This is a genomic window from Pseudomonas sp. C9, assembly GCF_002000165.1.
Taxonomy (GTDB): Bacteria; Pseudomonadota; Gammaproteobacteria; order Pseudomonadales; family Pseudomonadaceae; genus Aquipseudomonas.
Genome location: NZ_MPAK01000001.1, coordinates 3,001,786 through 3,023,393 on the forward strand (window position 1 = coordinate 3,001,786; position 21,608 = coordinate 3,023,393).

The following is a 21,608-nucleotide window of genomic DNA, read 5'->3' on the forward strand; positions in this document are numbered from 1 at the left end:
TTTTCGGCGTGTGTCGACGGGCAATAAAAAGCCCCGCACGGCGAACCGTGCAGGGCTTTTGGTACCGCCGGGGAAGTCTTACAGGCCGGCTGCCTGACGCAGGTCGTCGGCGCGGTCGGTTTTTTCCCAGGTGAACGTGGTGAAGGTGTCTTCGCCAACGGTCTTGGTGGCCGGGGTGCGACCGAAGTGGCCGTACGCAGCGGTTTCCTGGTACATCGGGTGCAGCAGGTCGAGCATGGTGGTGATTGCGTATGGACGCAGGTCGAACACTTCGCGAACCAGTTTGACGATTTTGTCGTCGCTGATCTTGCCGGTGCCGAAGGTGTTCAACGAGATCGACGTAGGCTGGGCAACACCGATCGCGTAGGAAACCTGAATCTCGCAGCGCTCGGCCAGGCCGGCAGCGACGATGTTCTTGGCCACGTAACGACCAGCGTAAGCGGCCGAACGGTCAACCTTCGATGGATCTTTACCGGAGAACGCGCCGCCACCATGGCGAGCCATGCCGCCGTAGCTGTCGACGATGATCTTGCGACCGGTCAGGCCGCAGTCGCCAACCGGGCCACCGATGATGAACTGGCCAGTCGGGTTGATGTGGAACTGGGTGTCCTTGGTCAGCAGTTCGGCAGGCAGTACGTGCTTGACGATCAGCTCCATCACGCCTTCGCGCAGGTCTTTGTACGACACTTCCGGGTTGTGCTGGGTCGACAGAACAACGGCGTCGATACCAACAACCTTGCCGCCTTCGTAACGGCAAGTCACTTGCGACTTGGCGTCCGGGCGCAGCCATGGCAGCAGGCCGGATTTACGGGCTTCGGCCTGGCGCTGAACCAGTTGATGCGAGAACGTGATCGGTGCTGGCATCAGCACGTCGGTTTCGTTGCTGGCGTAGCCGAACATCAGGCCTTGGTCGCCGGCACCCTGATCTTCAGGCTTGGCACGGTCAACACCTTGGTTGATGTCTGGGGACTGCTTGCCGATGATGTTCATCACACCGCAAGTGGCGCCGTCGAAGCCGACATCGGAGCTGTTGTAGCCGATGTCCAGAATGACGTTACGCACGATTTCTTCCAGATCGACCCAAGCCGACGTGGTGACTTCGCCGGCGATGATGGCAACGCCGGTTTTTACCAGAGTCTCGCACGCCACACGGGCGAACTTGTCTTCAGCAATGATGGCGTCCAGCACCGCATCGGAAATCTGGTCGGCGATTTTGTCCGGATGTCCTTCAGACACGGACTCGGAGGTGAAGAGGGAGTATTCGCTCATCTCGATGTTTTCCTGAATTTACCGATGGTGAGTGTCGCCAGTCGGTCGCTGAAAGTGGCGAACCTGGATCTGGAAACCATTACGTAAGCCTACATAGAGGCTTTCCCCGGGAACGAGTCCCGCAGCGGTGGCCCAACGGGCCAAATCGTCCTGTTCAAACCCCAACCAGAGATCACCGCAGGCCTCCCTGGCCCAACTCTGGTTGTGGCTACATAACTCTGTCACGAGCAGGCTACCGCCCGGTTGCAGCAAGTCGGCCATGTGCTTGAGCGCTTCGGCCGGCGCGGCGAAATGGTGCAATACCATGTTCAGTACAACGCAATCGGCATGAAGGCTGACACCGTTCAATGCATCGGCCAATTGCAGGCTGACGTTAGCCAGCTTTTCACGCTCGCATACCTGGCGCGTCAGTTCGAGCATCGCCGGGCTGTTGTCCAGCGCCGTGACCTGCGTGAAGCGACGTGCCAGTTCCGGCAGAAATTCGCCGTCACCCGGGCCGACTTCAATGGCCGTGGCATCTTTGCTGAAACTCAACTTGTCGAGCAATGCCACCACGCTTTCGCGGTACTGCGGCAGGCCGGCGATCAAGTCTTGCTGGGCACGGAATTTCTCCGCCACCCGTGAGAAAAAGTCCTGGCTGGCCGCCGCTCGTTGCCCATGCACCTGACCGATCCGCGACTGCACATCGGCAGGCAGGGTCAGGTTGTCTACTTCTTCCAGCAAGGCAGCGTGCAGCTTGCCGCCTAGCAGGTCGGTGTGGGGCAGGGCGCGACGGTAGAAAATCGCGTTGCCTTCACGGCGGGTCGCCACCAGGTCGGCCTGGGCCAATACCTTGAGATGGTGACTCATGCCGGACTGGCCGATGCCGAAGATCTGCGCCAGCTCCAGTACGCCGAACGAATCGTTGGCCAGTGCGCGCAATACATTCAGACGCAGAGGGTCGCCGCCAGCCTTGCAGAGGGCCGCCAGCTCGTCGCAATCGTCATGTTGAATGGAAGGCACGCGTAAATTCATAAGGCCAGCAGTCTAGTGACGGGTAGAAATCACTGCAAGAGCAATATCAAAAAGTTTTGATATTGCTCGATAGATGGCACTTCCAGGCTTGCCATTCACTCTACAAACGAATAGCAGAAAGGTTTCATCAGCCGAAACCTTGGTAATCCATTGGAAAAACGCCTCCAGATGACTATCTGTCATTGCCCCGAGGCGTCCGGGTGAGGGAAAATGCTCGCCTTTTTTCCGATTCATTTTATTCACTCTCGATTCAATATCCGCAGGAGATCAGCGATGCCAAGCCGTCGTGAGCGTGCCAACGCCATTCGTGCCCTCAGCATGGATGCCGTGCAAAAAGCCAACAGCGGCCATCCGGGTGCCCCTATGGGTATGGCGGATATCGCCGAAGTGCTGTGGCGTGACTACCTCAAGCACAACCCGAGCAATCCATCGTTCGCCGACCGTGACCGCTTCGTGCTGTCCAACGGCCATGGCTCGATGTTGATCTACTCGCTGCTGCACCTGACTGGCTACGACCTGTCGATCGACGATCTGAAACAATTCCGCCAACTGCACAGCCGCACCCCGGGTCACCCGGAACTCGGCTACACCCCAGGCGTTGAAACCACCACCGGTCCACTGGGCCAAGGCCTGGCCAACGCCATCGGTTTTGCCCTGGCTGAAAAAGTCATGGCCGCACAATTCAACCGTCCGGGCCACAACATCGTTGATCACCACACCTACGTTTTCCTGGGTGATGGCTGCATGATGGAAGGCATTTCCCACGAAGTCGCTTCCCTGGCCGGTACCTTGGGCCTGGGCAAGCTGATCGCCTTCTATGATGACAACGGCATTTCCATCGACGGCGAAGTCGAAGGCTGGTTCACCGACGACACGCCGAAGCGTTTCGAAGCCTACAACTGGCAGGTGATCCGCAACGTCGACGGTCACGACCCTGAAGAAATCAAGACCGCGATCGAGACTGCACGCAAAAGCACGCAGCCAACCCTGATCTGCTGCAAGACCACCATCGGTTTCGGTTCGCCGAACAAGCAAGGCAAGGAAGACTGCCACGGCGCCCCACTGGGTGACGCGGAAATCGCCCTGACCCGCGCGGCTCTGAAGTGGAACCACGGTCCGTTCGAAATTCCGGCCGACATCTACGCCGAGTGGGACGCCAAGGAAGCCGGTAAAGCGGTCGAAGCCGAGTGGGATCAGCGTTTCGCTGCTTACTCCGCCGCGTTCCCGACCGAAGCCAACGAACTGATCCGTCGTCTGAGCGGTGACCTGCCAGCCGACTTCAGCGAAAAAGCCGCGGCCTACATCGCCGAAGTGGCCGCCAAAGGCGAAACCATCGCCAGCCGTAAAGCCAGCCAGAACGCGCTGAATGCCTACGGTCCGATGTTGCCGGAATTCCTCGGCGGCTCGGCTGACCTGGCCGGTTCCAACCTGACCCTGTGGAAAGGTTGCAAAGGCGTCACCGCCGAAGACGCCAGCGGCAACTACATGTACTACGGCGTTCGCGAGTTCGGCATGACTGCCATCATGAACGGCGTTGCCCTGCACGGCGGCCTGGTGCCTTACGGCGCGACCTTCCTGATGTTCATGGAATACGCTCGCAACGCAGTGCGCATGTCGGCCCTGATGAAGCAGCGTGTGATCCATGTCTACACCCACGACTCCATCGGTCTGGGCGAAGACGGCCCGACTCACCAGCCAATCGAGCAACTGACCAGCCTGCGCAGCACGCCGAACCTGGACACCTGGCGTCCGGCTGACGCCGTTGAAGCGGCGGTGTGCTGGAAGTTCGCGCTGGAGCGTAAAGACGGTCCTTCGGCCTTGATCTTCTCGCGTCAGAACCTGCAGCACCAAACCCGTGACGCCGGCCAGATCGCCGACATCAGCCGTGGTGGTTATGTGCTGAAGGACTGTGCAGGCGAGCCTGAGCTGATCCTGATCGCCACCGGTTCCGAAGTGGGCCTGGCGGTTCAGGCCTTCGACAAACTGACTGAGCAAGGCCGCAAGGTTCGCGTGGTTTCCATGCCTTGCACCAGCGTGTTCGATGCCCAGGACGCCGGCTACAAGCAAGCGGTCCTGCCGTTGCAGGTCAGCGCCCGTATCGCCATTGAAGCCGCCCATGCGGACTTCTGGTTCAAGTACGTGGGCCTGGAAGGTCGCGTGATCGGCATGACCACCTACGGCGAGTCGGCGCCTGCGCCTGCCTTGTTCGAAGAGTTCGGCTTCACCCTGGAAAACATCCTGGGTCAGGCTGAAGAGTTGCTGGAAGACTGATCCAGAAAATGTGTCGTCTGGGCTGACGCCATCGCGGGCAAGCCCGGCTCCTACAGATCACGTTGACTTGTAGGAGCCGGGCTTGCCCGCGATAGCGGTCTAACGGATTCACCACGGTAATCGAGAACCCCATGCCTCAACCGCGTCCTTACAAAGTTGCACTCAACGGCTACGGCCGGATTGGTCGTTGCGTCTTGCGTGCGTTGTTTGAGCGGGGCGAGAAGGCCGGGTTTGAAATTGTCGCGATCAACGATCTGGCCGACATGGCCAGCATCGAATACCTGACGCGCTTTGACTCCACTCACGGGCGATTTCCCGGTGAAGTGCGGGTTGACGGCGACTGTCTGCATATTCAAGGCGACTGCGTGAAGGTCCTGCGCAGTGCCACCCCCGAAGGCATCGATTGGGCGTCGTTGGGCGTCGATCTGGTGCTGGAGTGCTCCGGCGCTTATCACACCCGTGAAGACGGTCAGCGTTTCCTCGACGCCGGTGCGCCACGGGTACTGTTTTCCCAGCCGATGGCCAGCGAGTCGGATGTCGACGCCACCATCGTCTACGGCGTGAACCAGGATTGCCTGACCGGCGACGAACTGCTGGTGTCCAACGCGTCCTGCACCACCAACTGCGGCGTACCGCTGTTGCGCCTGCTGGATCAGGCCATTGGCCTGGAATACGTGTCGATCACCACCATTCACTCGGCGATGAACGATCAGCCGGTGATTGACGCCTATCACCACGAAGACCTGCGCCGTACCCGTTCGGCGTTTCAATCGGTGATCCCGGTGTCCACCGGTCTGGCGCGCGGCATCGAACGCCTGTTGCCGGAACTTGCCGGGCGAATTCAGGCCAAAGCCGTACGGGTGCCGACGGTGAACGTGTCTTGCCTCGATATTACGATGCAGACCGTCAGCGATACCGACGCCACCGAGGTCAACCGGATACTGCGCGAAGCCGCCACCAGCGGCCCGCTCAAAGGCCTCCTGGCCTATACCGAGTTGCCTCACGCCAGTTGTGATTTTAACCATGACCCACATTCGGCGATCGTCGATGCCAGTCAGACCCGAGTTTCCGGCCCGCGGCTGGTAAACATCCTGGCCTGGTTCGACAACGAATGGGGGTTTGCAAACCGGATGCTGGACGTTGCAGAACACTATCTGCAAACAGCTATTTCCAAACCTGAATCACCACTCTCTACCTCTCAAAATCAGTAACCCAGGAATTGCGACCCATGACCGTGTTGAAGATGTCCGACCTCGATCTGCAAGGTAAGCGCGTACTGATTCGCGAAGACCTCAACGTCCCAGTCAAGGACGGTGTTGTCACCAGCGATGCGCGAATCCTGGCTTCGCTGCCGACCATCAAGCTGGCCCTGGAAAAAGGCGCGGCCGTGATGGTCTGCTCGCACCTTGGCCGTCCTACCGAAGGCGAATTTTCCGCCGAGAACAGCCTCAAGCCTGTCGCTGACTACCTGAGCAAGGCGCTGGGTCGTGAAGTGCCGCTGGTCGCTGACTATCTGGGCGGCGTCGATGTGAAGGCCGGCGAGATCGTGCTGTTCGAAAACGTGCGCTTTAACAAGGGCGAGAAAAAGAACGCTGACGAGCTGGCCCAGCAATACGCGGCCCTGTGCGACGTGTTCGTGATGGACGCCTTCGGCACCGCTCACCGTGCCGAGGGTTCGACCCACGGCGTGGCCAAGTTCGCCAAAGTCGCCGCCGCAGGCCCGTTGCTGGCTGCCGAGCTGGACGCACTGGGCAAAGCCCTCGGCGCCCCGGCCCAGCCAATGGCTGCCATCGTTGCCGGCTCCAAGGTGTCGACCAAGCTCGACGTGCTGAACAGCCTGAGCCAGATCTGCAACCAGTTGATCGTCGGCGGCGGCATTGCCAACACCTTCCTGGCCGCTGCCGGTCACCCGGTCGGCAAGTCCCTGTACGAACCTGACCTGCTGGACACCGCTCGCGAAATCGCCGCCAAAGTCAGCGTGCCGTTGCCGGTGGATGTTGTGGTTGCCAAGGAATTCGCCGAAAGCGCCACCGCGACTGTCAAACTGATCGCCGACGTGGCCGCCGACGACATGATCCTGGACATCGGCCCACAGACTGCGGCGAATTTCGCCGAGCTGCTGAAGTCGTCGAAAACCATCCTGTGGAACGGCCCGGTCGGCGTGTTCGAATTCGACCAGTTCGGTAACGGCACCAAAGTCCTGGCCCAGGCCATCGCCGAAAGCACGGCGTTCTCCATCGCGGGCGGTGGCGACACCCTGGCGGCCATCGATAAATATGGCGTTGCCGAGCAGATCTCCTACATTTCTACCGGCGGTGGCGCATTCCTCGAGTTCGTTGAAGGCAAAGTGCTGCCAGCCGTTGAAGTCCTGGAAAGCCGGGCCAAGGCCTGAGGCCATCCCGTTGACCAGGCAAAGGAGTGGTTACATGGTCAGGTTGTTAACGCTGTTGATCGTCGCGGGTTCATTGGCGGCTTGCGGGAGTAACCCGAAAGCCACGCCGGAGCCCGCGCCGTCCGCGCCGCAAAACGGTTGCTACCAGGCCGATTGGCAAGCGGAAACCAACCCGGTGCTCAACAAGCGTTCCGGGCCGGATGGCCTGGATAAATACGAGACACAGACCCCGGCCAAGGAACATGGTTGCCCTTGACGGGTCTGACACTTTACTCAGGGCTGGCGGCGTGCGCCGTCAGTCGAGGAACATGGATGAAAGGTTTTATCGCCGTTACGGCGCTGGCGTTGCTGGCCGGTTGCGCACAGTTGAACCTGTTCCAGTCGTCCGCCCCTGTGGATAACTGGACCACCTGGACGTGCGACAGCCAGGCCAAAGTGCTGTGGCGCTACACCGACGACAGCCGCAAGGAAGTCGACGTGCGCCTGGGCGGGGCCGATCAGGTCTATCGCCTCAAGCTTGAGCCAGGCGCCGAAGGTTCGCTGTACAGCAACGATATGCTGGCGTTTCACGTAAAAGGTGAGGAAGGCCTGGTGTACTGGGTCGCCACCAATGATTTGATCGGCCGTGGCTGTAAAGCGCAGTAACACGATTGATTTGAAGTGCAGAGATCCAAATGTGGGAGCGGGCTTGCTCGCGAAAGCGGTGGTTCAGCTTGCATAGATGTTGAATGTTGAGCCGCATTCGCGAGCAAGCCCGCTCCCACAAGGGTTCTGTGCAGTTGTTGAGATTTAGGCAACACCCGAATTCGCAGCCCGGGCCTAACCCCCGATCTGCAATAACTTGAATAGCCGCCGCCGCTACGGCAGGCTGGCACGATTAACGACCCTCAACCGGGAGAGACACACACAATGGCACTTATCAGCATGCGCCAGATGCTGGACCACGCAGCCGAGTTCGGCTACGGCGTTCCAGCCTTCAACGTCAACAACCTTGAGCAGATGCGCGCCATCATGGAAGCCGCTGACAAGACTGACTCTCCGGTGATCGTCCAGGCTTCGGCCGGTGCTCGCAAATACGCCGGCGCCCCGTTCCTGCGCCACCTGATCCTGGCGGCCATCGAAGAATTCCCGCACATCCCGGTGTGCATGCACCAGGACCACGGCACCAGCCCTGACGTCTGCCAGCGCTCCATCCAACTGGGCTTCAGCTCGGTGATGATGGACGGTTCCCTGGGCGAAGACGGCAAGACCCCGACCGACTACGACTACAACGTCCGTGTTACCCAACAAACCGTGGCCATGGCTCACGCCTGCGGCGTTTCGGTAGAAGGCGAGCTGGGCTGCCTGGGTTCGCTGGAAACCGGCATGGCCGGTGAAGAAGACGGCATCGGCGCCGAAGGCGTTCTGGATCACAGCCAAATGCTGACCGACCCGGAAGAAGCCGCTGACTTCGTCAAACGCACTCAAGTTGATGCCCTGGCCATCGCCATCGGCACCAGCCACGGCGCGTACAAGTTCACCAAGCCGCCTACCGGCGACGTACTGGCCATCGACCGCATCAAAGAAATCCACAAACGCATCCCGAACACCCACCTGGTGATGCACGGTTCGTCTTCGGTTCCGCAAGAGTGGCTGGCGATCATCAACCAGTACGGCGGCGACATCAAAGAAACCTACGGCGTACCGGTTGAGGAAATCGTCGAAGGCATCAAGCACGGCGTGCGCAAGGTCAACATCGACACCGACCTGCGTTTGGCGTCCACCGGCGCAATGCGTCGCCTGATGGCCACCAACCCGAGCGAATTCGACCCGCGTAAATTCTTCGGCGCGACCGTGACTGCGATGCGTGATGTGTGTATCGACCGTTATAACCAGTTTGGTACTGCTGGTAATGCTTCGAAGATCAAGCCGATCTCGTTGGAAGGGATGTATCAGCGTTATTTGAAGGGGGAGTTGAACGCTAAGGTAAACTAAGCCTGGAGCGTTTGATTCGCACTAAAAAACCCGCCCAGAGGCGGGTTTTTTGTGCTTGAAGCCAATGAGTGTAAGCTGCTGAATTTTCAATTTAATACTCTACTCATTGAAGCTGTTTGCCGGGCTGTTGTACCTGGCGTAGTTTGATGTAATACGCTGCTGGTATGTTTTATATGCGTTATGAATATCTCTACTTTTCTGTGCGTAACTCCGAAGCTATCTATAATTTTTAGGTTTCGCTGTTTTAGTTGCACCTACTTACTCTGATGTTTCCCTTGCAGTTTACGAGGTTTTCGACTTGTGACTGGGTGATTGTAGACTGACTGTCTAATCTTTCTTGGATCTCTCTTGAATTCCAGCTGTTAGGATCTTCTGGTCGAGTGTTTCCAGTTAGACATTTGGCATGTATTTCGCACTTGGGGAATGGCTGCATGCCATCGGTAGGTTCGATTAATTTGATCGGAGTTATATTTAGTGTGCAGGATTGGGAGGCGGAACTTTTTGCCCAAGAGTCATCGCAGATGTCGGCCCTTACAGGAGTTGCCAGTGTCCCCGACGATATTATTATTAGTAGGACGGTTTCTTTAAGTTTGTTCATTGGGCTGCCCTCATGAATTTCAGTTCATATCTAATTACTACTGGTTTGGAGATCTTGGGGGGGAGAGCGGAGGGGGCGATACTGTTATATTTGACAGTTCTATATATTTTTTCGAAATTTAAAAGGGTGCATGTCGTGAAAGAGACGCTTCAAGCACGGTGTGCATAAGGTCAACATTGATTCTAACCTGCGTCTTGCGTCGACGGGTGCGATGCGTCGTTTGATGGCTACCAATCCTACCGAGTTTGATCCGCGTAAGTTCTTTGGTGCGACTGTGACGGCGATGCGTGATGTGTGCATTGATCGTTATAACCAGTTTGGTACTGCTGGCAATGCTTCGAAGATCAAGCCGATCTCGCTGGAAGGGATGTGTCAGCGTTATTTGAAGGGTGAATTGAGCGCTAAGGTGAACTAAGCCTGGAGCGTTTGATTCGCACTTAAAACCCGCCGAGAGGCGGGTTTTTAGTGGGTGGTGATTAAGAACGAAAAATAATTTCAACGAATAGCGCCCTTCCAATCAATATGTTTGGCGCTTTTAACTTTTCGATTTTAGGCTGAACTATTGTCGTCTCAACTCTATAGAGCCTTGGGCGTTTGGGCTGCCGTCCTGGTATCGAATATATCGTACCCCTGTTAGTAATTCGTAGTTAGATCGATCGGCCGTGAATTCCCAATTTTCAAATTGGGCTGAAGAGCCATTAGTGCATTGTAATTGTACGTTAATTTTTGTTTCTGGGCCGGTATCATTCTCAAAATGATAAATTCCACTGCCTTGGTAGTTGTATGCTCCTTGGGCTAACGAGGCTTTAAATATTCCGTTGTCATCATTAGCCTGACTAATTTAAAGTTTAAACTCTGTTTTCGATCCACCACCGAAATATATTCCGTCCAAATTTCTCATGGCCTAACCCTTTTTGTGTGGTTTTTGAATTGAGAGAAATGGGTGTCATCCTTATTCTCTAATGGGTATTGCATGGAAAGGTTAGAGCGCACTCGGAGCTGCGTCACCTGTAATAAATAACAGTTCTTTATATGGTGTGGGTATAAGAGTGGATTAGATAAAAGCAAACTGAACTAAAAAATAAGGGGAGGCGTAATTTGGGTGGATCTGTTTAATTGTCCCGAGACTCGCAACGGGATAAAAATACACTTTCAGGTCGAATAGCGTTTTGAGTTTTCGCAGATTTTCGAGGTAGCGCTGGTATTTATACGCCCCGGCGAACAACCTTCCTGTTGTGGCCGAGTTGCACGACGTGGTGTGGGTAGCTGGGTAACAAAGCATGTCCAATTATGGGTATATAGCCTCCTAAGTCTGTGTAGTGATGGGGGTAGCCGCAAATAGACGTGCTTCTGGCGGAAAAGCCGTATTCAGTATTCCTCTTGGAAGTTATATCTGCTATCGCAAAATCGTATTAAAACTGTCATTTGTTACAGATGATTTAATGCTGATTGCTACTTATTGTTTGATGTGTCAGCTGATAAAAAATGAGTGGCGGATCAATAGATGAAATCAAATCTGCCTCTTTATTTTCTAATCATTAATAAGGTGTGCGCATGTCCAGACCAAAAGTATTTTTCGATATCAGTATCAACGGTGTGGGTGCGGGCCGCATAGTCATGGAGCTGTTCGATGACGTGGTGCCGATAACCGCCGAGAACTTCCGTGCCCTGTGCACTGGTGAGAAAGGCGTCGGTGAATGTGGCAAGCCCTTGCACTACAAAGGGGCTGAGTTCCACAGTGTGATACCCGGCTTCATGCTGCAAGGTGGTGACTTTACTAGAAACAACGGCACCGGCGGTGAGTCGATCTACGGTGGTAAATTTGCAGACGAAAACTTTATTCTGAAACACACCGGGGCAGGCATTCTCATCTATGATGAACGCCGGACCGGACTCTAACGGCAGCCAGTTTTTCATATGTACGATGAGAACCGCATGGCTGGATGGCAAGAACGTGGTGTTTGGCAGCGTCGTCGAAGGTTTGGATGTGATTAAAAACATCGAGAGTTTGGGATCAACTTCTGGCAGTCCCAGTAAGCTAGTCCAGATCGCCGACTGCGGCCAGCTCAATTGAACTCTCGGATCAAAGGGGATTGATTCTGAGAGGTCCCCGCTTTTTCTACGGGTTTAATAGATCTGTCCCTCTATCGATTTTTTCGTCCCGTAGTCAATAGACGTGCTCCTGGCGGAAAAGCTGTTTTCAGTATTTTTTCCTATAGATATACGTGTTATCGCAAATTTGTATTAAAAACTAGTAATTCTTACAGGTGTTTTAGCACTCGTTGCTAACTATTGTTTAATCCGTGGTGAAGGAATAGGGTGTTTGGCTAAATTGATTTTTGCCGTTATCTTCTTTGTTCCTTCTGGCGTGTGAGTGTTGTATCTGATGGTTTTTAATGGAGGATATATGCAGATCACAGTTCAGTCAGTTAAGTCGGTAATTTTGGAAGTTGAACCAATGAATACTATTGAAAATATAAAAGCTAAATATCAAGATAAAGAAGGCGTTCCGCCGGACCAGCAGCGTTTGATTTTTTCCGGGAGGCAACTGGAGGATGGGCGCACATTGTCGGATTACAATATTGAAAAAAATTCGATACTACATTTGGTACCTCACAGTACTTCGCTGAGTGGAGGTTGATTGTTCAAACTAAATTTAATGGTTGTTCGGGTGCTCAGATAGTTTGCTTGTAGCAGCTGCTCGGCAGCTGCTACGGGGATAGGCGGCTGATTACTTATCGTGATCAATATCCAGCTTGCTGAACGTCACTTTGCCGCCCTCGCTGGTGTACCCGGTGTTGTCCTGCACATACACCCCGGCCTTGAAATACAGCGGCTTCACCCGCCACGTCGCGCTGATGTTGGTGTCCCATTGATACCCCGCCGCGCTGATACCCAATGCGCCGCCAGGGCTCAGGTGGATGAGGTAGGAAAACTCCTGATCCAGCTTCACGCCGGTCGCAATGGTAATCACCCGACCTACGTCATCATCCGGGTGCATGCGCACTTTGGCGACGATGTTGCCGGTCGCGGTTTTGGTTTTGTATTGATACTCGACCTTCACCAAGGGCTTCTGGCTTTCATAGGCGTGGATCTGGCCGATGACGATTTTCCCTGAGCTGGGGACCTGATTCACCGCCAGGGTCGCGCGCAACATATTGTCGGCATCCGGGTAATACCAATTGCGCAGGGTGCCGTTGCTGTAGGTTTCGCGAAGTTCGGTTCGTGGATAGATGGCGTTTTCAGTCTTTGAGCCGGTCACCGGGGACCAGAAGAACAACGTGCCGGTGTCGGAGTGGAAGTATTGATCCTTGAAGCCGTCCACCAGTTTTGAGGTTTCAACGGTGTAGGGCGGGCTGCCGACGGGAACGCTGAGGTTCCAGGTTGCGAGATCGATCATAGAAAGCTTCCACAAATTTTTGCTGCACGCACGTGCCAGAAGCTCTAGCACGCGCATCGGGGGGCGGTCTTTATAAGCGTACGAGGCCACTTTGTTAATGCCTGCCCGGCAGAGATTTGGCGTCAACGTCCTGTCGAAAGGCCATCTATCCCGGTTTTCGGGGCTCTCAGGACCGACCGTTAGTCGGCAAATTAACGTGATGGTTAAATGATGGCGCTCTGATGGCTTCTGCTTTTGCGGTTCCCGGTCTAGAGTGCAGGCTAAGTATTTGTCCGGTTTTCACGAGAAACCGGTCTGACGTCCCGACAAGAGAAGCAGCATGGAATGCGCGCAACCCACGCCAACCGACGGCAGCTCAATCCTTTTAATCGTCGATGATTACCCTGAAAACCTGATCAGCATGCGCGCGTTGCTCCAGCGCCAGGACTGGCAGGTCATGACCGCCGCCTCCGGCTTCGAAGCGCTCAGCCTGTTGCTCGAACACGAAGTCGACCTGGTGCTGCTCGATGTGCAGATGCCCGGCATGGACGGTTTTGAAGTGGCGCGCCTGATGCGTGGCAGTCAACGAACCCGCCTCACGCCGATTATCTTCCTGACGGCCAATGAACAATCCCAGGACGCGGTGATCAAGGGCTACGCCAGCGGCGCGGTGGATTACCTGTTCAAACCGTTCGACCCGCAGATTCTCAAACCCAAAGTGCAGGCCTTGCTGGAACACCAGCGCAATCGCCGTGCGTTGCAGCGCTTGAGCCACGACCTGGAAGTCGCTCGCGCCTTTAATGCCTCGGTGCTGGAGAACGCGGCCGAAGGCATTCTGGTGGTGAGTGAGGACGGGGTAATCCGTTTCGCCAACCCGGCCATGTCGCGGCTGCTGAATGCCACGGTGCAGGATCTGCAAGGCAAAGAGTTTCTGGATTTCCTGCAAAAACCGCACATCCCGGTCTGGCTGGATTCCGAGATTTACAGCGGTTACAAGCGTGGCGAAACCTTGCGCCTGCATGACGCGATGCTGCGTACCACGCCCGGTCAACAGGTGCCGGTGGCGCTGTCATGCGCGCCGTTGCCCGCGGAACAACACGCGATGGTGGTGACGGTGCTGGACATGTCGGTGGTGCGTCATCTGCATCAGCAACTGGAGTTCCAGGCCGTTACCGACCCGTTGACCGGCCTGCTCAATCGCCGGGGGTTCTACCAGACCGTGGAAAACCTGTTGCTACGCGGTGAGCGCGCCGACAGCGCTTGGGTGTTGCTGTACCTGGACCTTGACGGGTTCAAACGGGTCAATGATTCCCTCGGCCATGATGCCGGCGACCGTGTGCTGCGCTGGGTGTCCGAGCAGTTGAAGGCGTGCTTGCGCCCCTTCGACATTCTGGCGCGCATGGGCGGCGATGAATTTACCGCGCTGCTGGACCTGGAGTTTCCAGAACAGGCGGCGAAGATTGCCGAGAAGCTCATCGAGCGGGTATCGATCTGTCAGCAGATTGATGGGCTGGACATCGCGTTGGGCGCCAGCATCGGGATTGCGACGTACCCGGATTGCGGGGCCAACCTCGACGGCTTGTTGCGGGCCTCGGACATTGCCATGTACGAAGCCAAGCGAGCGGGCCGTCAGCAGTACCGCTTTTACGATCACGAAATGAACGGCCGCGCGCGTTCGCGGCTGATGCTCGAAGAAAGTGTGCGCACGGCCATCGAAAACCGTGATTTCAACTTGGTCTACCAACCCCAGGTGTCCATCGCCAGCGGGCAACTGCGTGGGTTCGAGGCATTGCTGCGCTGGCATCACCCGAGCGTGGGCGATGTCCCGCCGGGGCTGTTTCTGCCGTTGCTGGAAGAGGCACGGCTGATCAGTCGGTTGGGCAGCTGGATTTATCATCGCGGGGCCGGGCAGCGAAAGGCCTGGGAAACCCTGTTTGCCGACGACCTGGTGCTCGGCGTCAGTTTGAGCAGCACCCAGTTCGGCATGCCCAACCTGGTCACCGAGTTACGCCAGGTGCTGGAACGCCATGGCCTGCAACCGCGTCATCTGGAAGTCGAGGTGACGGAAGAAGCGCTGATGCAAAACCCTGAAGAAACCCGCAAGACCCTGCGTTTGCTGCGCAACCTTGGGGTGCGGGTGGCACTGGATGACTTTGGTTCGGGGGCTTGCTCCTTGACCCATCTGCGCGACCTGGAGCTGGACACACTCAAGTTCGACCGGCACTTGATTGCCCGGTTACCCGAGTCCTCGCGGGATGCAGCGCTGGTGCGCAATGTGATCGACCTGTGCAAGCAATATGGAATGCTGGTGATCGCCGAAGGCGTGGAAACGCTTGCTCAATATCAATGGCTGCAAGCGAATGGCTGTGAGTACGTGCAAGGTTTTCTGGTGGCGCGGCCGATGATGTCCGAGGATGTCGGCGACTTTGTGCAGCCGTTCGACTGGAGCGCACTGAACAGTTGAATTCGCTACACTGGCGACCTTTTCGTGATTCGTGTTGCCGCCCCAATGACCGCGTTGAAATACCTCCAGGCCTATCCTGCTGCATTGCAGGATCAAGTGCGCCAGCTGATCGCCGAAGATCGGCTGGGCGACTACCTGAGCAAGCGCTACCCGGAAAAGCACGGTGTGCAGAGTGACAAGGCGCTGTACACCTACGCGCTGGACCTCAAGCAGGAATACCTGCGCAATGCTCCGTCCATCGACAAAGTGCTGTTCGACAACCGTCTGGACCTCACGCATCGTGCCCTGGGCTTGCACACCACCATCTCGCGGGTGCAGGGCGGCAAGCTCAAGGCCAAGAAAGAAATCCGTGTGGCCTCGCTGTTCAAGGAAGCGCCTTCAGAGTTTCTGAAAATGATCGTGGTGCATGAACTGGCGCACTTTAAAGAGTCAGATCACAACAAGGCGTTCTACAAACTGTGTGAACACATGTTGCCGGGGTATCACCAGGTGGAGTTCGACCTGCGTGTGTACCTGACCTGGCGGGACATGCAGTAACCGATCAACTGCCGGGAGTGTTTGAATGGAAGTCAGCAAGACCAAGAGCAGCTTCTACCGCCGGTTATACGTGGCGTACCTGATCGACAGCGGGCTGGCCAGCAGTGTCCCGGCCCTGACCGACGTGACCGGCATGCCCCGGCGCACGGCGCAGGACACGATTGCGGCATTGGCGGACCTGGACATCATTTGCGAGTTCGAGCAGGAAGAGGGCGCGCGCAATCATGCGGGGCGCTATCGGATTCGTGAGTGGGGGGCGATTGATCGGGGATGGATCGAGCGGAATTTGCGGCAGATAAAAGTGGTGCTTGAGTACCCTTGATTTCTGCGGTGCCGCAGGTGACGCCATCGCGGGCAAGCCCGGCTCCCACAGGGATCTACTGAGTGGCATAGAAAGTAGTCACACTTCAGACCCCACAAGGTTCAATTGTGTGGCATAGACAGTGGGCACACTACTGATCCCTGTGGGAGCCGGGCTTGCCCGCGATGAGGCCTTTAAGGTCGACGCATCCCGATGTGTGGAATGTCATCCTCCAGATATTCCTCGCCCGCCACGACAAACCCGTACTTGCCGTAATAGCCCTGCAAATGCGCCTGGGCCGACAGATAAACCGGCGTGCCCGGCCAGTGCTTTTCAGCCTGCTTCAACGCCTGTGCCATCAGTTCGTGCCCGAGCCCGGCGCCACGTGCCGCCGGGGCAACAATCACCCGGCCGATCACCACATCGCCACCCTGCGTCTGTGGGTCAAGCAATCGCAGGTAACCCACCAGCCGATTCTCGTCCCACGCCATTAAATGGCAGGTGTCACCTTCCAGATCCTGGCCATCGATGTCCTGATAAACGCATTTCTGCTCGACGACAAACACCTCCGTACGCAGTTGCAGAATGGCGTACAACTGCTCTTTGCCCAGATCACTGTGGTGTTTGCAGATCCAATCAATAGTCATCTTCACTTTCCTTGAACATCGTCACGCCGATACTAAGCGTCCTGAAGATGGATGTCTTTATGGTCGGTAAATCTGTGACAAAGGCCAAAATGCCATCATTCATTTCGCTCGGCGTGGTCTTCTTTGTGTAATCTGCGATGACGCGCTGTGCAGTGGCTTCAATGAGCTAATGTTGAGTACCGGGTGCCGGTATAGGGATCTTGGAGTCTGGGCTGAAAAACACGTCGGGCAACCCGCCCGCTAAGGATTTTCTAGCATGCCGCGATTGCATCGAGCTTGTGCTTTGATTGTATTGCTGTTGCTGACACAGGGCGCGGCAGCGGAAAAGCTGCGACTGGTCGCCGATGCCTGGCCACCCTTTACCGATGCCACGCTGGTCAACGGCGGGTTGGCGACGGACATTGTCAGCACCGCGCTGGCCCGGGCCGGCTATGCCAGTGATTTCGAACAGGTGCCTTGGGCGCGAGCCCTGATGGGCGTGGGCGAGGGGCGGTATGACGTATTGGTCAATGCCTGGTACACCAATGAACGCACCAAGCTTGGCCAGTTCTCCGGCGAGTATCTGCTTAATCGCGTGCGCTTTCTGAAGCGCAAAGACGCCCCCATCGAATACAACAACTTGCAGCAACTGCACACTTATCCGATTGCAATCGTGCGCGGGTATGCCTATTCCCCTGAGTTCGATGACGACGCATCGTTGCAGAAAGTCCCGGTGCATAACTTTTCCATGGCGGTGCGCATGGTTGCAGCGGACCGGGTCAAGTTGACGCTTGAAGATGAATTCGTCGCCCGTTATTACCTGGCGCGCGAAACCTCCAAAGTGCGCAATGCCGTGGAGTTTTTGCCCAAACCGTTGAGCGAGAACAGCCTGCACATATTGGTCAGTCTGAAAAACCCGCAACACGAACAGATTGTCGCCAGTTTCGACCGCGAGATTGCCGAGATGAAGGCGGATGGCAGTTATGAGCGCCTGATGAAGCAACATGGGATGTAAGGCTGATCCCAGGTGTCTGGTGTGGCCGATGCCTTCATCGCGGGCAAGTCGAATCGTCGCACCGCCGCTCCCACACTGATCCAGGGTGTTGCAAAGATCTCCTGTGGGAGCCGGGCTTGCCCGCGATGAGGCCGGCCCAGACAACACACAACTTAGTCTTCGCTGGTGTCTTTAATCAAATGCGCCGCCAACGTCCGCAACGGTCCAAGCTGCCGACAAATCAACGCCAATTGCGTCTGCACCAGCCGCTGCCCTTCATCGATTTCATCCGGCATCTGCTCAAGGGTGTTGGCCAGCGCCTCTTCCTCATCACTCTGAATGGCAATCGGCTGTTTGCTTGCCAGGCCTTGGGCGATTTCGTCGATGCTCGCGGCCAGGCTCACTCCGGCGCCGTCGATCAACTGTTCACGCACCTCCGCTGGCAGTGGGGTTTCGCGATGCGCCCCCAGCCCGGACAAATAGCTGAGCAACGTGTGTGACAGCACCAGAAAACGAAAGCCGACATCCGCTTCTTTCCGGAAGTGCCCAGGCTCCATGAGCATGTTGGCCAGCGTCGTCGACAGCGCCGCGTCGGCGTTGTGCGCGTTGCGTCGCGCCAGGCGATACGCCAGGTCGTCACTTTTGCCAGACGCGTATTGCTGCATGATCTGGCGCAGGTAAATGCTGTTGCAGGTGAGGGTGTTGGCCAGCACCTTGTTCAGGCGTCGACCCTGCCAGTCCGGCAGGAACAGGAACACCGCCAGCCCGGCGATCAGGCTGCCGAGCAAGGTATCGAGCAGCCGCGGCAGGAACAGCCCGTAACCGTCGCCGACCTGGTTGAAGCAGAACAGCACCATCAAGGTGATCGCCGCCGTGGCCAAGGTGTAGCGCGTCGTACGGTTGATAAAGAACACCACCCCGGCGGCGATTGCGAAGCACGACTGGATCAACGGATTGGGAAACAGATCGAACAACGCCCAGGCCACCGTCAGGCCGATCGCGGTGCCGATGATCCGTTGGCCGAGTTTGCGGCGGGTGGCGCCGTAGTTCGGCTGACACACGAACAGCGTGGTGAGGATGATCCAGTAGCCCTGGGACGGGTGAATCAAGTGCACCATGCCGTAGCCGATGCTCAACGCGAGGGGCAAACGCAGTGCATGGCGGAACAGCAACGACGTCGGCGTCAGTTGTGTGCGCAAGCGCATCCACACATCTTTGAGGTTGCGCGGCGAACGGTCGAGCAGGCTGCTGTCGGTAGCATCGGCCAGCGCATCGGGGTTGCTCGCGTCGCTGAGCAAACGGTCGAGTGTCGCCAGGTTGGCCGCCAGTGCCCGCAGCGATCGCAACAGGCCTCGCCAGGCCGGGTTGCTCTGGATGCGCAGGTGTTCGATGGAGGCGTTCAGATCGCCCAGGGCTTCGGCGAAACTCGCGTCATAGATGAACGGCTGGCGCATCTGGATCGATTCGGCGAGGGCGCGGCACGCCTTGCCTTGCTGACGTAGCAGGCGCTGGCAGCGGAACAGCACGTCGCTGTGGAAAAAGGCCTCGGCGAGTGCGTTGTAGGGGTAGTGCGAAGAACTGGCGCGCTCGTGGATGTCCTGGGCGAGGAAATACAATTTCAGGTAGCGACTGACTTTCGAGCCCGGCCGCCCATTGCCGACCCGGTGCAGAATGATTTCCTTGGCCGCGTTCAATGCCGCCACCACACGCCCATTCTGCTGGGCCAGTTCCAGGCGCCGCGCTTCCACGTCCATCTGCCGGATCGGCTCGAACAGCGACGACTTGAGCTTCAGGTAAAAACCCAGTTCGCGGAACAACCGCGCCAGGCTCTGCTGCACAGGCTGGTTGGAAAACATCGCCTGCCACAGCACCGACAGCAAACCGTACCAGGCCGCACCGGCTACCAGCAGCACCGGTTCATGCCAGAAATCGGTGACCGCACCACCGCGCTGGTCCACGCCGATCATCGTGTAGACCGAGAGAATCAGCGTCGCCGAGGCAATGGCGCCATAACGTTCGCCGAGGGCGCCGAGCATTGTCAGGCCGAAGCTGGCCAGGGCCAGGGCAATGATGAATATGTAGGGGTAGGGAAACAGCAGTTCGACGGAGAAGGCCGCAACGCTGAAACACACCAGCGTTACGGCCAGCGCGTTGAGGCGGCCCTGCCAACTGTCGTCGGTCTCGGCCAGGGCGCTGGCGATAATCCCCAGGAACAATGGGATCAGCAGGCCCATTTCATCCTGATACCAACAGACCGCCATGCTGCCGGTCAGGGCGATGAACACCCGCACGCTGTAGCTGAATTTATCCAGTGCCCAGAGGCGACGCAGAGACTGACGAAGAGGAGTCGATGACATGAAGTGCGAAGGCCTTCCGAGGCAATGACGCTAAATTGAGCCAGTAATGACGCCGACGCAATGGCGCCGATCACATCTGACAGCAAAATCTGTTCCTTGATACCACACGTGGTCAATGTAGGAGCCGAGCTTGCTCGCGATAGCGGTCTAACGTTCAGCATCATTGTTGAACGTTAATCCGTCATCGCGAGCAAGCTCGGCTCCTACAGGTATTGCGCTGAATCAGGTGTATTGTGCGGCGGCGTAGCCGGAGGCCCACGCCCACTGGAAGTTGAAACCGCCCAGATGCCCGGTGACATCCAGCACTTCACCGATGAAGTACAACCCCGGGCTTTTCAGCGACTCCATGGTTTTGGATGACACTTCGTTCGTGTCGACGCCGCCCAGCGTTACCTCGGCCGTACGATAACCTTCGGTACCGGCCGGCACCACTTTCCAGCTCGCCAGTTTCTCGGCGATGTCGGCAATTTCCGCGTGGGTGTACTGCTTCATCGGTTTGGACACGAACCAGTTGTCCGCCAGCAGGTTGGCCATCTTCTTGGTGAAGATTTCCCCCAGCAGGGTTTTCAGTTCGCTGTTCGCGCGTTCAGCCTGCTGCTGTTGCAGCCAGGCGTGTACGTCGTGGTCCGGCATCAGGTTGATCTCAACCGTGTCGCCGGATTCCCAGAACGAAGAAATCTGCAAAATCGCCGGGCCACTGAGGCCGCGGTGAGTGAACAGGATGTTTTCGCGAAAGCTTTGATCGTTGCAACTGACCAGGCAATCCACCGAGGTACCGGACAATTCGGTGCAAAGCTCTTTGAGCTGATCGGTGATGGTGAACGGCACCAGGCCGGCGCGGGTTGGCAGCAAGTCGTGGCCAAACTGTTTGGCGACTTGATAGCCGAAACCGGTCGCGCCCAGCGTCGGGATCGACAGGCCGCCCGTGGCGATCACCAGGGATTCGCAGGTGATTTGGTCTAGCGTCGTGTCCAGCAGATAACCGCTTTCGAGCTTCTCGATGGTCTGGATCGAGGTGTCCAGGTGCAGGCTCACGCCGACCTGATCGCATTCGTTGAGCAGCATCTCCAGGATGTCGCTGGATTTGTTATCGCAGAACAGTTGGCCGAGCTTCTTCTCGTGGTACGGCACGCCGTGTTTGGCGACCATGCCGATGAAGTCCCACTGGGTGTAGCGCGCCAGTGCAGATTTGCAGAAGTGTTCGTTTTGCGAGAGGAAATTGCCCGGTTCGGTGTACATGTTGGTGAAATTGCAGCGGCCACCGCCCGACATCAGGATTTTTTTGCCGGCCTTGTTTGCATGGTCGAGCAACATCACCTTGCGCCCGCGCCCGGCGGCGGTCAGCGCACACATCAACCCTGCGGCGCCAGCGCCAATGATCACGACTTCGGTAGAGCGCAAAACGGTGTCCTCTTCATGTAACACCACAAAA

The 21,608-nt window shown here is 57.0% G+C and carries 20 protein-coding genes and 1 pseudogene; 14 read left to right on the forward strand and 7 right to left on the reverse strand.

Annotated elements, in window-relative coordinates:
• Nucleotides 1-78: 78 nt before the first annotated feature.
• Genes metK through BMS17_RS29840 form a run of 3 tightly spaced genes read right to left on the reverse strand, consistent with a single transcriptional unit; the run spans nucleotide 79 to nucleotide 2,526 of the window.
• Nucleotides 79-1,269, reverse strand: coding sequence for a methionine adenosyltransferase (gene metK / locus BMS17_RS14045; RefSeq protein ID WP_046029802.1), 1,191 nt, complete (start codon nucleotides 1,267-1,269; stop codon nucleotides 79-81).
• A gap of 18 nt (nucleotides 1,270-1,287) precedes the next feature.
• Nucleotides 1,288-2,283: a metalloregulator ArsR/SmtB family transcription factor gene (locus tag BMS17_RS14050; RefSeq protein WP_046029803.1), complete on the reverse strand. Its 996-nt coding sequence runs from the start codon at nucleotides 2,281-2,283 to the stop codon at nucleotides 1,288-1,290.
• Between the two features lie 12 nt (nucleotides 2,284-2,295).
• Entirely contained in the window at nucleotides 2,296-2,526 is a 231-nt protein-coding gene (locus BMS17_RS29840; RefSeq protein ID WP_139348088.1) for a hypothetical protein, read from the reverse strand.
• 30 nt (nucleotides 2,527-2,556) lie between these two features.
• Here BMS17_RS29840 and tkt point away from each other — a divergent pair, with 30 nt between their 5' ends.
• The 10 genes and pseudogenes from tkt (at nucleotide 2,557) to BMS17_RS14100 (ending at nucleotide 12,159) form a co-directional block, all read left to right on the forward strand.
• Entirely contained in the window at nucleotides 2,557-4,554 is a 1,998-nt protein-coding gene (tkt, locus tag BMS17_RS14055; RefSeq protein WP_077431127.1) for a transketolase, read from the forward strand.
• A gap of 131 nt (nucleotides 4,555-4,685) precedes the next feature.
• On the forward strand, nucleotides 4,686-5,765 hold the full coding sequence (epd, locus tag BMS17_RS14060) for an erythrose-4-phosphate dehydrogenase (RefSeq protein WP_077431128.1): 1,080 nt from the start codon (nucleotides 4,686-4,688) through the stop codon (nucleotides 5,763-5,765).
• A 17-nt stretch (nucleotides 5,766-5,782) separates the two neighbouring features.
• Nucleotides 5,783-6,946 (forward strand): phosphoglycerate kinase, encoded by a 1,164-nt coding sequence (locus BMS17_RS14065; RefSeq protein WP_046029806.1) that lies wholly within the window; start codon nucleotides 5,783-5,785, stop codon nucleotides 6,944-6,946.
• 34 nt (nucleotides 6,947-6,980) lie between these two features.
• A complete protein-coding gene (locus tag BMS17_RS14070; protein WP_046029807.1) occupies nucleotides 6,981-7,202 on the forward strand; it encodes a hypothetical protein in 222 nt (73 codons plus the stop codon).
• Nucleotides 7,203-7,258: 56 nt separating this feature from the next.
• Complete coding sequence (locus BMS17_RS14075; RefSeq protein WP_077431129.1) at nucleotides 7,259-7,591, forward strand: MliC family protein; 333 nt, start codon at nucleotides 7,259-7,261, stop codon at nucleotides 7,589-7,591.
• A gap of 264 nt (nucleotides 7,592-7,855) precedes the next feature.
• Nucleotides 7,856-8,920, forward strand: coding sequence for a class II fructose-bisphosphate aldolase (gene fba / locus BMS17_RS14080; RefSeq protein ID WP_007945427.1), 1,065 nt, complete (start codon nucleotides 7,856-7,858; stop codon nucleotides 8,918-8,920).
• A gap of 749 nt (nucleotides 8,921-9,669) precedes the next feature.
• Nucleotides 9,670-9,933, forward strand: a pseudogene (locus BMS17_RS14085) (class II fructose-bisphosphate aldolase); the annotation flags it as partial.
• 1,139 nt (nucleotides 9,934-11,072) lie between these two features.
• On the forward strand, nucleotides 11,073-11,417 hold the full coding sequence (locus BMS17_RS14095) for a peptidylprolyl isomerase (protein ID WP_218191585.1): 345 nt from the start codon (nucleotides 11,073-11,075) through the stop codon (nucleotides 11,415-11,417).
• 25 nt (nucleotides 11,418-11,442) lie between these two features.
• A complete protein-coding gene (locus tag BMS17_RS30935; RefSeq protein WP_371916726.1) occupies nucleotides 11,443-11,592 on the forward strand; it encodes a peptidylprolyl isomerase in 150 nt (49 codons plus the stop codon).
• 333 nt (nucleotides 11,593-11,925) lie between these two features.
• Nucleotides 11,926-12,159 (forward strand): ubiquitin-like protein, encoded by a 234-nt coding sequence (locus BMS17_RS14100; RefSeq protein ID WP_077431132.1) that lies wholly within the window; start codon nucleotides 11,926-11,928, stop codon nucleotides 12,157-12,159.
• A 90-nt stretch (nucleotides 12,160-12,249) separates the two neighbouring features.
• Here the strand turns inward: BMS17_RS14100 and BMS17_RS14105 are convergent, their stop codons facing one another.
• Entirely contained in the window at nucleotides 12,250-12,918 is a 669-nt protein-coding gene (locus BMS17_RS14105) for a polysaccharide lyase family 7 protein (protein WP_046029815.1), read from the reverse strand.
• A 319-nt stretch (nucleotides 12,919-13,237) separates the two neighbouring features.
• On the opposite strand from BMS17_RS14105, the gene BMS17_RS14110 reads away from it, so the two are divergent.
• The 3 genes from BMS17_RS14110 to BMS17_RS14120 are packed head-to-tail and all read left to right on the forward strand — an operon-like array spanning nucleotide 13,238 to nucleotide 16,220.
• Entirely contained in the window at nucleotides 13,238-15,361 is a 2,124-nt protein-coding gene (locus BMS17_RS14110; RefSeq protein ID WP_077431133.1) for a bifunctional diguanylate cyclase/phosphodiesterase, read from the forward strand.
• Nucleotides 15,362-15,406: 45 nt separating this feature from the next.
• Nucleotides 15,407-15,898, forward strand: coding sequence for a M48 family metallopeptidase (locus BMS17_RS14115; RefSeq protein ID WP_046029818.1), 492 nt, complete (start codon nucleotides 15,407-15,409; stop codon nucleotides 15,896-15,898).
• 25 nt (nucleotides 15,899-15,923) lie between these two features.
• Nucleotides 15,924-16,220 (forward strand): helix-turn-helix domain-containing protein, encoded by a 297-nt coding sequence (locus BMS17_RS14120; protein WP_046029819.1) that lies wholly within the window; start codon nucleotides 15,924-15,926, stop codon nucleotides 16,218-16,220.
• A 173-nt stretch (nucleotides 16,221-16,393) separates the two neighbouring features.
• Here the strand turns inward: BMS17_RS14120 and BMS17_RS14125 are convergent, their stop codons facing one another.
• Entirely contained in the window at nucleotides 16,394-16,846 is a 453-nt protein-coding gene (locus tag BMS17_RS14125) for a GNAT family N-acetyltransferase (protein ID WP_046029820.1), read from the reverse strand.
• Nucleotides 16,847-17,102: 256 nt separating this feature from the next.
• On the opposite strand from BMS17_RS14125, the gene BMS17_RS14130 reads away from it, so the two are divergent.
• A complete protein-coding gene (locus BMS17_RS14130) occupies nucleotides 17,103-17,840 on the forward strand; it encodes an ABC transporter substrate-binding protein (protein ID WP_046029822.1) in 738 nt (245 codons plus the stop codon).
• A gap of 152 nt (nucleotides 17,841-17,992) precedes the next feature.
• Here the strand turns inward: BMS17_RS14130 and yccS are convergent, their stop codons facing one another.
• Together yccS and BMS17_RS14140 are read right to left on the reverse strand one after the other, a co-directional pair.
• A complete protein-coding gene (yccS, locus tag BMS17_RS14135; protein WP_046029823.1) occupies nucleotides 17,993-20,176 on the reverse strand; it encodes a YccS family putative transporter in 2,184 nt (727 codons plus the stop codon).
• Between the two features lie 222 nt (nucleotides 20,177-20,398).
• Nucleotides 20,399-21,577, reverse strand: a complete 1,179-nt coding sequence (locus tag BMS17_RS14140; protein ID WP_046030057.1) for an NAD(P)/FAD-dependent oxidoreductase — start codon at nucleotides 21,575-21,577, stop codon at nucleotides 20,399-20,401.
• Nucleotides 21,578-21,608 lie beyond the last annotated feature (31 nt).

Excerpts from the sequence above, each read along its gene's own strand:
- metK (WP_046029802.1), bottom strand. The coding sequence starts at position 1,269 with ATGAGCGAATACTCCCTCTTCACCTCCGAGTCCGTGTCTGAAGGACAT.
- BMS17_RS14050 (WP_046029803.1), bottom strand. The coding sequence starts at position 2,283 with ATGAATTTACGCGTGCCTTCCATTCAACATGACGATTGCGACGAGCTG.
- tkt (WP_077431127.1), top strand. The coding sequence starts at position 2,557 with ATGCCAAGCCGTCGTGAGCGTGCCAACGCCATTCGTGCCCTCAGCATG.
- epd (WP_077431128.1), top strand. The coding sequence starts at position 4,686 with ATGCCTCAACCGCGTCCTTACAAAGTTGCACTCAACGGCTACGGCCGG.
- BMS17_RS14065 (WP_046029806.1), top strand. The coding sequence starts at position 5,783 with ATGACCGTGTTGAAGATGTCCGACCTCGATCTGCAAGGTAAGCGCGTA.
- BMS17_RS14070 (WP_046029807.1), top strand. The coding sequence starts at position 6,981 with ATGGTCAGGTTGTTAACGCTGTTGATCGTCGCGGGTTCATTGGCGGCT.
- BMS17_RS14075 (WP_077431129.1), top strand. The coding sequence starts at position 7,259 with ATGAAAGGTTTTATCGCCGTTACGGCGCTGGCGTTGCTGGCCGGTTGC.
- fba (WP_007945427.1), top strand. The coding sequence starts at position 7,856 with ATGGCACTTATCAGCATGCGCCAGATGCTGGACCACGCAGCCGAGTTC.
- BMS17_RS14095 (WP_218191585.1), top strand. The coding sequence starts at position 11,073 with ATGTCCAGACCAAAAGTATTTTTCGATATCAGTATCAACGGTGTGGGT.
- BMS17_RS30935 (WP_371916726.1), top strand. The coding sequence starts at position 11,443 with ATGAGAACCGCATGGCTGGATGGCAAGAACGTGGTGTTTGGCAGCGTC.
- BMS17_RS14100 (WP_077431132.1), top strand. The coding sequence starts at position 11,926 with ATGCAGATCACAGTTCAGTCAGTTAAGTCGGTAATTTTGGAAGTTGAA.
- BMS17_RS14105 (WP_046029815.1), bottom strand. The coding sequence starts at position 12,918 with ATGATCGATCTCGCAACCTGGAACCTCAGCGTTCCCGTCGGCAGCCCG.
- BMS17_RS14110 (WP_077431133.1), top strand. The coding sequence starts at position 13,238 with ATGGAATGCGCGCAACCCACGCCAACCGACGGCAGCTCAATCCTTTTA.
- BMS17_RS14115 (WP_046029818.1), top strand. The coding sequence starts at position 15,407 with ATGACCGCGTTGAAATACCTCCAGGCCTATCCTGCTGCATTGCAGGAT.
- BMS17_RS14120 (WP_046029819.1), top strand. The coding sequence starts at position 15,924 with ATGGAAGTCAGCAAGACCAAGAGCAGCTTCTACCGCCGGTTATACGTG.
- BMS17_RS14125 (WP_046029820.1), bottom strand. The coding sequence starts at position 16,846 with ATGACTATTGATTGGATCTGCAAACACCACAGTGATCTGGGCAAAGAG.
- BMS17_RS14130 (WP_046029822.1), top strand. The coding sequence starts at position 17,103 with ATGCCGCGATTGCATCGAGCTTGTGCTTTGATTGTATTGCTGTTGCTG.
- yccS (WP_046029823.1), bottom strand. The coding sequence starts at position 20,176 with ATGTCATCGACTCCTCTTCGTCAGTCTCTGCGTCGCCTCTGGGCACTG.